General features: G+C 66.1%; 8 protein-coding genes and 1 pseudogene. 8 read left to right on the forward strand and 1 reads right to left on the reverse strand.

Annotation, left to right across the window (positions count from 1 at the left end; all coding sequences use genetic code 11):
• Window positions 1–16 precede the first annotated feature (16 nt).
• Window positions 17–862 (reverse strand): 3-hydroxybutyryl-CoA dehydrogenase, encoded by an 846-nt coding sequence (locus ACW2Q0_RS10295; protein WP_457188595.1) that lies wholly within the window; start codon window positions 860–862, stop codon window positions 17–19.
• A 79-nt stretch (window positions 863–941) separates the two neighbouring features.
• Here ACW2Q0_RS10295 and ACW2Q0_RS10300 point away from each other — a divergent pair, with 79 nt between their 5' ends.
• From ACW2Q0_RS10300 to ACW2Q0_RS10335, 8 genes and pseudogenes are all read left to right on the forward strand, one after another.
• Window positions 942–2,288, forward strand: coding sequence for a PucR family transcriptional regulator (locus tag ACW2Q0_RS10300; protein ID WP_457188597.1), 1,347 nt, complete (start codon window positions 942–944; stop codon window positions 2,286–2,288).
• Between the two features lie 172 nt (window positions 2,289–2,460).
• On the forward strand, window positions 2,461–3,918 hold the full coding sequence (gene lpdA, locus ACW2Q0_RS10305) for a dihydrolipoyl dehydrogenase (RefSeq protein WP_457188599.1): 1,458 nt from the start codon (window positions 2,461–2,463) through the stop codon (window positions 3,916–3,918).
• A gap of 11 nt (window positions 3,919–3,929) precedes the next feature.
• Window positions 3,930–5,078, forward strand: a complete 1,149-nt coding sequence (pdhA, locus tag ACW2Q0_RS10310; RefSeq protein WP_457188601.1) for a pyruvate dehydrogenase (acetyl-transferring) E1 component subunit alpha — start codon at window positions 3,930–3,932, stop codon at window positions 5,076–5,078.
• 19 nt (window positions 5,079–5,097) lie between these two features.
• Window positions 5,098–6,081 carry an alpha-ketoacid dehydrogenase subunit beta gene (locus ACW2Q0_RS10315; RefSeq protein ID WP_457188862.1) on the forward strand — a complete coding sequence of 328 codons (984 nt, stop codon included), beginning with the start codon at window positions 5,098–5,100 and terminating at the stop codon, window positions 6,079–6,081.
• A gap of 24 nt (window positions 6,082–6,105) precedes the next feature.
• Window positions 6,106–7,404 (forward strand): dihydrolipoamide acetyltransferase family protein, encoded by a 1,299-nt coding sequence (locus tag ACW2Q0_RS10320; RefSeq protein ID WP_457188603.1) that lies wholly within the window; start codon window positions 6,106–6,108, stop codon window positions 7,402–7,404.
• Between the two features lie 375 nt (window positions 7,405–7,779).
• Window positions 7,780–9,516: an aminotransferase class V-fold PLP-dependent enzyme gene (locus ACW2Q0_RS10325; RefSeq protein WP_457188605.1), complete on the forward strand. Its 1,737-nt coding sequence runs from the start codon at window positions 7,780–7,782 to the stop codon at window positions 9,514–9,516.
• Between the two features lie 565 nt (window positions 9,517–10,081).
• Window positions 10,082–10,699: an IPT/TIG domain-containing protein gene (locus ACW2Q0_RS10330; RefSeq protein WP_457188607.1), complete on the forward strand. Its 618-nt coding sequence runs from the start codon at window positions 10,082–10,084 to the stop codon at window positions 10,697–10,699.
• Window positions 10,700–10,931: 232 nt separating this feature from the next.
• A pseudogene (locus ACW2Q0_RS10335) lies at window positions 10,932–12,238 on the forward strand (cytochrome P450).
• Window positions 12,239–12,464: the final 226 nt, after the last annotated feature.

Genomic DNA, 12,464 nt, shown 5'->3' on the forward strand with positions numbered 1-12,464 from the left:
CCGATTGCAGGCCGGATCAGTAGGTGTAGAAACCGCGGCCGGTCTTGCGGCCCAGATATCCGGCGTCGACCATGCGGCGCAGCAGCACCGGCGGTGCGTACTGGGGTTCGCCGAACTCGGCGTAGAGGGACTCGGCGACGGCGAGCGTGACATCCAGGCCGACAGTATCGGTCAGGCGCAGCGGACCCATCGGGTGGGCGCAGCCGCTGACCATACCCTCGTCGATGTCCTCGGCGCTGGCGAAACCGGTCTCGAACATGCGGATCGCGCTGCACAAGTAGGGGATCAGCAGGGCATTGACGATGAAGCCGGCCTGATCCTTGGATTCGATGGTGCGCTTACCCAGCACGTCGCGGGCGTAGGTGGTCACCTTGTCGACGACCGCACGCTCGGTCTTGAGCGTCACGACAATCTCGACCAGCGGCAGCACCGGGACCGGGTTGAAGAAGTGCACACCCACTACCCGGCCCGGGTCGGCGGTGGCATTGGCCAGCCGGATGACCGGGATCGACGAGGTATTGGTGGCCAGGATGGTCTCGGGAGAGACGATGGCATCCAGCTTGGTGAAGAAGTCGGCCTTGAGCGATTCGATCTCCGGCGCGGCCTCGATGACCAGCTCGCGGTCGGCGAAATCGTCGATCGACGTGGTGACAGTGATGCGGGCGCGGGCCGCGTCCGCCTCGGACTGTTCGAGGCGGCCGGATTTCACCGCGCGGGCCAGGGACGTCCCGATTCGCCCGACGGCGGCGTCGGCCGTCTCGGTGTCGCGTTCGAGAACCAGGACCGACCCGCCCGCGCGGGCGGCTACCTCGGCGATTCCGGCACCCATAGTGCCGCCGCCGATCACACCGATGTATTCCACTTTCGATTTCTCCTTGTACTCGGGTTAGTCACAGACATCCTGCTGGACCGGGCACACCCACTGTCAGTGGGGCGGGCACTTGGGGTCTGATCAGCCGCCCAGCGAGCGCTACCGGTCGGCGACATCGCCGCGAAGTAGTCGATGGTGGACGCTGATCGGCATTCCGGCAGTTCTGCTGGTAATCGGGTGGCAGCCGATCGCGCGGCTCGGCGTAACCTGGGCCGATGTGGCGGCACCCGAGAACTCTGGGACCGCGGTGAGCTCATCGGAACTGGCCGCGGCAGTCAGGACCGAGATTCCCGAACTGACCCGGCGGCTGATGGCCGCCATCTTCACCGATATCCCGGAGTGGACCGACTACTCCGCAGTGACACACGCGGATCTGCGCGATGGATGTCAGCGGTTCCTCACCCGGATTCTGGACCTGCTGGATGAGCCGGCCGCGCGCGCCGAGCAGGATGATGTCGCCGCGTCGATCGGTGAATTGCGTGCGGAGCAGGGGGTGCCGCTCGAGGCCATGCAGCGGACCTTCCGGCTCGGTGGGCGGATTGTGTGGGAGGCACTGCTCGACAAGGCCGGGGATATGGCGCCCACGCAGTTCCGGGATACGGGGACAGCCATGTGGGCGGTGATCGACGGGATGTCGTCGGCGCTGGTGACTTCTTATCGCAATACCGAGCTGGATCGGGTGCGGCGGGATGAGCGGCGCCGGCACGGGCTGATCGAGGATGTGCTCGCGGGGCGGGCGCGCGATGCGTTGTTCGCGGCGCGGGCGGCTCGGGAGCTGAATCTGCCGGTGCACGGGAACTATGTCGTCGTGGTGGCCCGCGGTAAGGCGCATCCGCTGCACCCTGGCACGGAAACGGCGCTGGCTTGTATGGGAATTCGCTCGGTGTGGCACGAACGCGCCGATTCGACGGTCGGGCTGGTCGCATTGGACCATCGAGCCGTCGAATCCGCGGTGCAATTGGTTCGGCCACAGGTGCGTGGGCGGGCGGCGGTCTCGGCGGCGGTAGCTGGGCTGGCCGAGATCGATACTGCGCATACGCTGGCTCTCCTCGCGCTCGACACCGTACCGGATGATGCGATGGGGGTGCTGGTTTCGCTGGACGAGCGCTATCCCGAGGCGCTGTTGGTGCGCTCATCCGACCTGACCGAGCTCTTTGTCACGCGCACCCTCGGACCGGTGCTCGAACTGCCGGTCAAAGAGCGGGAGATCCTGCTGCGCACCCTGGCCGTCTGGCTGGCCGAGAACCGCTCTGCGGCGCATGCCGCGCCGCAGCTGCACTGCCATCGGAATACGGTGATCAACCGGATGGAGCGCATCGCCACACTGCTGGGTCGCCCGCTGGACGGACAGCGTTGCTTCCTGGAGCTTTCCCTTGCGCTGGCCGCCCTGGACCTCGGCGGGCCGACCCGCGATTAGGTCGACGCGTCCCCGCTGATAGGTACCGGATTGGGCGCAGCGCCCAGTTCGGGCCCTGGATTTCTGGACTTCGAGGTCATTGTTTGTGCATCCGGTGACCACAACACTCGGATGAACGACCACGCCGCAACCACGGTAGGTCGATTCCATTCGAGGATGAGGAGCACCACGAGTGCCGGATTTCGATCTACTGGTGGTCGGCGGCGGGCCCGGGGGATATGTCGCGGCCATACGCGCGGCGCAACGCGGCGTGCGGGTCGCGCTGGTGGAAAAGGAGCGCCCGGGAGGGGTCTGCCTGAACTGGGGTTGCATCCCCACCAAGGCGATGCTGCGGTCCGCCGAGGTCTTTCAGACCATCAAGGACGCAGCGGATTTCGGCGTCCACGCCGATAATGTCCGCTTCGATTTCGCCGCCGTGCGCCAGCGCAAGGACGGCATCGTCAAGGAACTCACCGACGGTGTGACGGGCCTGCTGAAGGCCAACGGCGTCACCGTTATCGAGGGGCATGCGCGGTTCACCGGACCGACCACGGTCGAGGTGTTCGAGGCGGGCCAGTCGCCGATCTTCCCGGGCGGCCCACGCTACGCGGCCGCACCCACCGCCACCGCGACCCGCACGGTAAGTGCCACCGACGTGATCATCGCGACCGGCTCGGTCCCGGCACAGTTGCCGATTCCGGGCGCGGAACTGCCCGGGGTGATCACTTCCGACGGTGCGTTCGGGTTGACCGAGGTGCCCGAGCGTCTTGTGGTGATCGGCGGCAGCGCGGTGGGTGCGGAATGGGCCAGCCTATTCGCCACCTTCGGCAGTGATGTCACCGTTGTGGAAATGCAGGATCGCCTGGTTCCTTTGGAGGACAAGGAGATCGGTGCCGCACTGGGCCGCTCGTTCGGCAAGCGGGGGATAACAGTGCTGACCGGATCGACCGTCACCGCCATCGCGCGAGCAGGTGCTGCGCTGCGCGTGAGCGTCGGCGGCCCGCACGCGCGCGAACTCGACGCCGATGTGGTGCTGGTCGGCGTGGGTCGCCGCCCGAACACGGCCGATCTCGATCTCGATGTCGCCGGAATCGACACGGACGCAAGGGGTTTCATCTCAGTCGATGACCAGTTGCGCACTCGCGTCGAGCACGTCTACGCCATCGGTGATGTCACCGGCAAGGCGCTGCTCGCGCACGTGGCCTCGCATCAAGGCCTGACCGCGGCCGATGTCATCGCCGGGCACGACGCCCACATCGACTACGCCGTGATCCCGGCCGCGACCTTCACCCACCCGGAGATCGCCGGCGTCGGCCTCACCGAGGACGCCGCCCGCGCCGCCGGGCACGAGGTGATCACCGCCAAGTTCCCGTTCGCGGCGCTCGGCCGGGCCAAGTCCTTCGGCGATACCGAGGGCTTCCTGAAGATCGTCGCGGGTGCGCGGCATCAGGAAGTGCTCGGCGTGCACATCATCGGACCGTCCGCCAGCGACCTGATCACCGAAGGCGCACTGGCGATTTCACTCGAGGCGACCCTCGAGGAACTCGCCGACACCATCCATGCCCACCCCACCCTCGGCGAGATCGGTATGGAGGCCGCCCTGACCGGGCTCGGCCTGCCGGTACACATCGCGCCGCCCCGCAAGCGTTGAGGAGACCCCTCATGACCACGAGCACCGCAGCCCGCAAGCCGTCCCGCAAGACGACGCGCCCCACCCCCGACCAGCCGGCCACCACAGCCGGGGCCGCCGCCGATTCGGTCACCGCCACCGTGATCGGTCCGGTCGAATCCCGCATCGCCGCAGCAGATCCCGATACCCTGCGTGGCCTGTACCGCGACATGCTGTTCGTGCGCCGCTTCGAAGAGCGCACCGCCCAGAGCTACCAGCAGGCCCGGATCGGCGGCTACTGCCATCTCAACTTGGGTGAGGAAGCTACCGTCGTCGGTATCGGCGCGGCCATGCGGCCTACCGATTACCTGTTCACCAACTACCGCGAGCACGGGTACGCGCTGGCCAAGGGCATCGAGCCCGGTCGGGTCATGGCCGAACTGTACGGCCGCTCCACCGGCACGTCCAAGGGCTGGGGCGGGTCGATGCACATGTACGACACCGCGACTCGCCTGCTGGGTGGGTACGCCATCGTCGGCGGCCAGGTTCCGCTGGCGGTCGGCGCGGCGCTGGCCATCGACTATCGCGGCGGTGACGATGTGGTGGTGTGCCAGATGGGGGAGGGCACCACGAATATCGGCGCGTTCCACGAGTCGCTGAACATAGCGGCGCTGTGGCACCTGCCGATCGTGTTCCTGGTGATCAACAACCAGACCGGCATGGGCACCACCGTCGAAAAGTCTTCCGCCGAACCGGATCTGTGGAAGCGCGCTGGCGCATACCGCATGCGCGGTGAGCGCGTGGACGGCACCGATGTGCTGGCCGTGCGCGACGCGGCGAGCGAGCTCATCGAAACCGCGCGGCGTCAGGGCAAGCCCGCACTGCTGGAGGCGGTGAGCTACCGACTCAAGGGCCACTCCGTCGTCGACCCGGCCAAATACCGCACGAACGAGGCGGTTTCGGTGGCCCGCGAGAACGATCCGATCGTGCGCTGGCACGCGGCTCTACTCGAAGCGGGTGTGCTGACCGGGGAATCGGCGGCCTCGATCGAGAATGCGGTGACCGCGGAGGTTGCCGCCGCCGTCGAATTCGCCGACAACAGTCCACATCCTGAGCCGTCGAGCCTGTTCGACTACAACTACGCGACGCCAGTAGCCGGTGACTCGCGCCGCCTGCCCGCCGATCCGCTGTTCACTCACTAAGGAATTCACCGTGGCTGTCATGACCTATCGTGAAGCGCTGCGCGAAACCCTGCGCGAGGAGATGCGCCGCAATGACGACGTCTTCCTCATCGGGGAAGAGATCGGCGTCTTCGAAGGCTCCTACAAGATCACCGCCGGTCTGCTGAACGAATTCGGCGAGAAGCGGGTGCGCGACACCCCGATCGCTGAAGAAGGTTTCGTCGGAGCGGCCATCGGCGCGGCCATGCTCGGCCTGCGTCCGGTGGTCGAGATCATGACGATCAATTTCTCACTGCTGGCGCTGGACCAAATCGTCAATCACGCCGCCAAGATCTACGGCATGTTCGGCGGGCAGACCAGCGTGCCGATGGTCATTCGCACCCCGGGTGGCGGCGGGCAGCAACTGGGTGCGACGCATTCGCAGAACATCGAGCTGTACTACGCGTTCGTGCCCGGCCTGAAGGTGGTCGCGCCGAGCACACCGGCCGATGCGCGGGCGCTGCTCAAGGCCGCCATCGAGGACGACGATCCGGTGCTGTTTCTGGAGAATCTGTCGCTCTACAACACCAAGGGCGAGGTGCCCGAGAATCTCGCGGCCGCCGAGATCGGTAAGGCCGCGGTCACCCGCGAGGGCACCGACATCACCCTGATCGGCTACTCACGCATGGCGACGGTCTGCACCCAGGTGGCCGAAAAGCTTGCCGCCGAGGGAATTTCGGCCGAGGTCATCGACCTGCGCAGCTTGCGTCCACTGGATCGCGGCACCCTGGTGAAGTCGGTCGAGAAGACCGGTTGCGCCGTCATCGGGGAGGACGACTGGCTCACCTACGGCATCGGCGCGGAGGTAGCGGCGTCCATCTCCGACGGCGCCTTCGACTACCTGGACGCGCCCGTGCGCCGCGTCGCCATGGCCGAGGTGCCACTGCCGTACGCCAAGCCGCTCGAGCGGCTGGCCCTGCCGTCCGCCGATTCGCTGTATACGGCCGCCGTGGAAACGCTCGCGGCCGTGGGCAAGCGGCGCTGAGACCGGAAACCCGAGGACAGAACTATGCCTGAAATCACCATGCCACGCCTGTCCGACACCATGGAGGACGGTGTCGTCTCGAGCTGGCTCAAACAGGTCGGCGACAAGGTCACCCGCGGTGAGGTGCTCGCGGAGATCGAGACCGACAAAGCCCTCATGGAGCTCGAAGCCTACGAGGACGGCGTGCTCGAGCAGATCATCGCCGCCGAAGGCACCCGCGTGCCCATCGGCGAGCCGATCGCCATCGTCGGCGACGGCAGCGGCGCGCCCGCGGCCGGGGGACGGTCCGGCACTTCGCCGGTGCCATCCGCAATTGGCGGGGCGACGGCTGGAGGCGAATCCGCACCTTCGGCGGGCGCCTCCACCGAGAATTCTGTCGCGCCCATGGCGCTTGCTCCGGCCGACGTCCCCACCGCCGCACCCGGTGAACGGAAGAAGTCGTCGCCGCTGGCGCGCAAGATCGCCCAGGAACTGGGCGTCGATATCGCCGCCGTAGTCGGCACCGGCCCCAGCGGCCGTGTGACGAAGCGAGATGTCGAATCCACGCATGCGGCAACCGATCTGGTGTCGGCGGGCCCCGGGGTCGCTGCCGCGACTGCGGCCGGATCCGTCCCTGCCGCACCTGTTTCCGGTGACTACGATGAGATCGCGCTGACCACCATTCAGCGCGTCTCGGCCACGCGGCTCACCGAGAGCAAGCAGCAGGCCCCGCACATCTACCTGACCAGCGCCATCGACGTGACCGACCTGTTCGTGTTCCGTGCACAGGTGAACGCGACCCTGGCGGATTCCGGGGCGGGCAAGGTCAGCATCAACGATCTGCTGGTCAAGGCCGTTGCCGTGACGCTGCGGGCCAACCCGACGGTCAATGTCTCCTTCGCCGGAGATAAACTACTGCAGCACAAGGGAATTCACCTCGGCATCGCGGTGGCGACCCCAGCCGGTCTGCTCGTTCCGGTGATCCGGGATGCCGATCGTAAAAGCGTCTCCCAGATCGCCGCCGAGAGCAGCGAGAAGGCCGCTCGCGCCCGCGACCGCAAGTTGCGCGCCGATGAGATGGGTGCAGGCACCTTTACCATCTCCAATCTGGGCATGTTCGGTATCGAGCACTTCACAGCCGTGATCAACCCACCCGAGGCCGCCATCCTCGCCGTCGGCGCGGCCGGCGACGAACTGCGACTGCAGGACGGTCAGGTGGTGAGCCGAAAGATCCTGCGCGTCACCATGTCCGCCGATCACCGTGCCATCGACGGGGCTGTCGCGGCTCAGTTCCTCGCACAACTGAAAGAACTGCTGGAACATCCCTTGCGGATAGTCACATAGGAAGGTGAGGTCGGTGCCTCGCGCCGGATCCGCACCGGTGGTTCAGCGGACTGGGCGGGCCGAGATCGACACTGCCTCGACCGCCGACATGCCGTAGGTCGGCGACCAGGCATCGTCGCATGCGGTCGGGTGGTGGCACCCGACGCCGACGATCTGGCTGCCGCCGCTGTGGCCATCGCGGCCGCCGCCACCACGGAGACGGTGGCCGCGGCGATCCGGCACAACCACACCATCGGCGCGCCGGTCATCCGGTCACGATCACTGATCGAGCTTCGGACTTACTCGTCCAGAAGACCAATGGCCCTGGCGCGGCGCACGGCCCAAGGGCACGCTGACTGTGTACGAGGTGCTAGCCGCGGTGGAACGAGGGACCGCATGGATACGGTGACCGGGAGCGCGGATGTCTCGGCGGCGCAGGTCCCCACCTCACCCTTGCTGGAGCGAGTTCGGCAAGGGGTCATCGGTGAAGGTGAGGTCTTGGACGGACCCTATGGCCGGCGCCGGATCATCTACGCCGACTACACCGCAGCAGGGCGGTCGTTGGATTTTCTCGAGGACTTCATCCGACGGCAGGTGTTACCGCGATACGCCAATACCCACACCGAAAGCTCGGGCACCGGATTGCAGACCTCACTGCTGCGGCACGACGCACGCCAGATCATCCACGACGCGGTCGGCGGCACCGAGCATGACCTGGTGATCTTTTGCGGGTCCGGGGCAACGGCGGCGGTCAACAAATTGGTTGGCATTCTCGAACTCCGCATCCCGTCCGGGCTGGTCGCGCGCTACCAGTGGGGTGGGCGGGTCCCCGATTCGCAGCGGCCGGTGGTGTTCATCGGCCCCTACGAACACCACTCCAACGAGTTGCCGTGGCGGGAGTCCATCGCCGACGTGGTGGTGATCGACGAAGACGCCGGCGGTCACATCGACCTGGGACAACTCGCACACCGGCTGATCCGATACGCGGACCGACCTCTGCGTATCGGTAGCTTCTCTGCCGCCTCCAACGTCACCGGCGTCTTATCGGACACCGATCGGATCGCCACCCTGCTTCATGAGCACGGCGCGTTGTCCTTCTGGGACTTCGCTGCTGCCGGTCCCTATGTTCCGATCCGCGTGCGGGAGAGCGCTCCTGGTCGTGGCGACCATAAGGATGCGATCTTTCTCTCTCCGCACAAATTCGTCGGCGGCCCCCAGACGCCCGGTGTCCTCGTGGTCCGGCGGGAGTTGGTACGCAACACCGTGCCCACCATGCCGGGCGGGGGCACGGTGGCGTTCGTGGACCCAATCGGTCACCGATACCTCGATGATCCTGTGGCCAGGGAAGAGGGCGGAACCCCGGCGATCATCGAGTCGATCCGGGCCGGGCTGGTCTTCGCGCTCAAGGACGCCGTCGGTACCGACCTCATCGAGCAACGGGAACAGCGGCTGTGGCGTCATGCCTTCGCCCGGTGGCGCGATCACCCGAACATCGAAATCCTGGGCCACCCGCATGCGCGACGACTGTCCATCGTGTCCTTCCGAGTCCGGTCAGGCGTGGATCGCTACCTGCACCACAACTATGTCGTAGCCCTGCTCAACGACTTGTTCGGGATTCAAGCCCGCGGCGGCTGCTCCTGTGCAGGCCCGTACGGGCATCGGCTCCTGGCCATTGATCCGCAGAATTCGCGTGCCTACCGAGACGAAATCGCTTTGGGTTGCGAGGGCATCAAACCCGGCTGGACACGGATCAACTTCAACTATTTCATTTCCGACACCGTGCGCGACTATCTGATCGAGGCCGTGGAGCTACTGGCCTCATTCGGCCCCCGTCTCCTCACCGACTACATCTTCAATCCGGACACCGGCCTGTGGCGCCACCGTGGGGGGACTCACCAGCCCCCGTTGCGCCTGACAGATCTCTTCTACGATAGTGCTGGCACCCTGCACTATTCGACAGACCACGAGACCCTCGACGAGGCCGCGTTGGCCGAACACTTATCCGAGGCCCGCACCCTGCTCGAGGCCCGCCCCGAGAAGATCCCCGATGGTCCCACCGGCCTCCCATCGCATTTCGAAGCGCTGCGCTGGTTTCCGCTACCCCCGCAATGCCTGACGCTGCGTCCTCGATGAGTTGGCGCGGCCACTGGTCGAGGACCTGGCCGCGGACCGGATTCCCGTCGCGGTGACCTGTCGGGTGCTGTCGGTGTTGTGGCGGCGGGTGGGGCGTGCGGTATCACGCAGGCGTCGATGCCCGCCGGTGCTCTACGACGGTCAATTCCCCTTGCCAGGGTCGTCGTCTGCGTGGTGCTCGAGGATTGGCGGGCAAGCCCCGAAGGGGCGCGGCAGTTCCTCGAAAAGCCGGCGTAGATCGCTTCAGCGGGATCGGTCGAATGTGCCGAACTGGGCCGGTGACTGTAGAGCCGACAATGCATCCCACGGCGCTAGGGCGCCGTATGTGCCTCGTATGCACTGGTTTCGGCGAGTAGCGAGTCGGCTGCATGACGGTGATGCGGATAGCGGTCCAGACCGGGGGAAACCTGAACCGGAGAAACTGGATGAAACCGGACGAAAGCGGATCGGGGATTCGTTGCCGAAGTGCCTTCACTGGAGGGTTAATGGATATAGCGGTGTCGCGGCATGGTCAACACCGTTGCAGTACAACCCTTTTCGCTTTCTCCGTTTGGAGGGGATACCAATGGCGCCTGTTCTCACTTCGCTCACACCCAGTTTCGGCCCGGAAGCCGGTTTCAACTCTGTGGTGATCGCCGGCTCCGGGTTCAGCGGTGTCGGTCCGTTGACTGTGCGGTTCGGTACGACGGCAACCACATTCACCATCGACTCCAATACCCAGATCACGGCCGTCGCTCCGCCTGGGACGGGCACGGTGAACGTCACCGTCACCGCGAATCTGGACGGCACGAGCAATCCGCTGCCATACACCTATGGGCCCGGCGTTGTCTATGCCAGCGATGGTGCGGTCGTCGGCACGGTGTATTCGATGCCGGCATCCGGTGGCACGGCTACTCCGGTGGTGACCGGCTTGAATCAGCCGTTTGGGCTGGCCCGTGTCGGCAACACTCTGTACATCGCCGAATTCGGGGCCAACAGGGTGGTTTCGGTGCCCGCAACCGGCGGTGCGGTGACCCCCTTGGTGACGACCGGTCTGTCGGGCCCGGTCGATGTCGCCGTTTCCGGTGGCCTGCTGTTCATCACCGACAGCGGCAACCTGAGGGTGGTGTCGGCACCGATCGGCGGTGGTAGCCCCACGTTGGTCGCCAGCGTCCCCACCGGCGTATTCGGTGTCACAGTTTGACCTTCGGGAGAACTGCTGAATGACTCGCGTGTTGTCCCCGGCCAGGGTGGTGGCTGGCCGGGGACAATCGTGTGACGAGGACCGTCGGCCGCGTGTGCGGCCGGACAGGTGATCCGCATATTCTGAAGGCCCGCCACCTACACGGTAGGTCTCGACATCCCACTCCGCTGGCCAAGCCTGTGATATTCGTTGCGCCCATAGGGGCGCGACGATTCGACGATGGAGGGGCTCGATGAAACCGCATTACGCGTATCGGTGGGGCAACAATCACGGGTTGATCCGCCTGTTCAAGAAGATACTGCTCCGTCGGGGTGATCCATTCGCTCAGTTGATCGGCGGCGCGGAGGGAATCGAGAATCCCTACGCGCTGATCGAGGAGATGCGCGGGGCGGGTGGGTTGCATCGCGCCCTTCCAGTATGGATCACCTTCGATCACGATATGGTCCGGGAGATACTGCGCGACAACCGTTTCGGTGTCGGTATACCGACTGTGCTCGGTGTACCGCGGCCCGTGCTGCGAGCGCTGGAGCGTCGGCCCCTCCCGCCGACCCCGGTCGATCCGCCGTCGATGCTGGTGATCGACCGGCCCGAGCACGCCCGGATGCGCAAACCGGTCAGCGCGGCCTTCAACCCGCGTGCCGTCGCCCGGCTGCGCGACAGGATCGAGACGGTCACCGAGGAACTGCTCGCGACGCTCCCCGACGACGGGCCCGCTGATCTCGTGGCGCGGTACGCGGCGCAGGTGCCCATCGCCATCATCTCCGAGATGCTCGGCTTCCCGGACTCTGACCGTGAGATGTTTCTGCGCTGGGGCGATGACATCAGTCCGTTGCTCGACCTCGGGATCTCCTGGCGCACACACCAGCGGGCTATGGAATCGTCGGAGCGGGTGCACCACGGTATCTCGTCGAGCACGTCGAGCGTCTCCGCGCCGAACCCGGCGACGATATCCTCAGCAGCCTGGTCACCGCGGGCGATCTGTCCACCTATGAACTGTGCGCGTCGGCGACCCTGCTGATGGCCGCGGGCTTCGAGACCACGGTCAACCTGATCGGCAATGGCATCATGTGGCTGCTCCGCCACCCCGATCAGATGGATCGGTTGCGCGCTGAGCCGGAACTGTGGCCCAATGCGGTAGAGGAGATCCTCCGGATCGATCCGCCGGTGCAGACCACCGCTCGCACCACTCGAACAGTGGTGGAGATGGGCGGTATTCGGTTGCGCGCGGGTTCGACTGTGGTGCTGTCGCTGGCCGGGGCGAACCGCGACCCTGCTGTGTTCACCGACCCGGCACGTTTCGACATCACCCGGGACAACGCCAAGAATCATCTGTCCTTCAGCAGCGGCGCCCATGTGTGCCTGGGGGCCGGTCTGGCGCGTATGGAAGCTGCGCATGCCCTGCGCGCACTGTTCGAGGCGTTTCCGGACCTGCGATTGACCGATCCGCCCACCCGGCGTCCGCTGTTCACCTTGCACGGTTACGAACACCTTCCCGCACACACCGGTCCGCGCGCCCGCAGCTACCAGCCCATCAGCTGATCCGCACCGACGGCGCGTGTTCGCGGGGCCGGCGAAGTGGTTCGCCGCGCCCGACGATCTGATCGCCGATTCGACCCAGCTGTCGAGCGCCGAACCGACCTCATGGGTTCCTGAGTGCGCGGGATCAACCAACTGCACGCCATGCTCGCCGCGATCTTCCCGTACTCGCGGCCGCGTTCGACCATGCCGCGCGCTTGCCGCTGATCCTGGTCACCCGATTCCCCAC

The sequence above is a fragment of the Nocardia citri genome (assembly GCF_054065835.1).

Excerpts from the sequence above, each read along its gene's own strand:
- pdhA (WP_457188601.1), top strand. The coding sequence starts at position 3,930 with ATGACCACGAGCACCGCAGCCCGCAAGCCGTCCCGCAAGACGACGCGC.
- ACW2Q0_RS10315 (WP_457188862.1), top strand. The coding sequence starts at position 5,098 with ATGACCTATCGTGAAGCGCTGCGCGAAACCCTGCGCGAGGAGATGCGC.
- ACW2Q0_RS10320 (WP_457188603.1), top strand. The coding sequence starts at position 6,106 with ATGCCTGAAATCACCATGCCACGCCTGTCCGACACCATGGAGGACGGT.
- ACW2Q0_RS10325 (WP_457188605.1), top strand. The coding sequence starts at position 7,780 with ATGGATACGGTGACCGGGAGCGCGGATGTCTCGGCGGCGCAGGTCCCC.
- ACW2Q0_RS10330 (WP_457188607.1), top strand. The coding sequence starts at position 10,082 with ATGGCGCCTGTTCTCACTTCGCTCACACCCAGTTTCGGCCCGGAAGCC.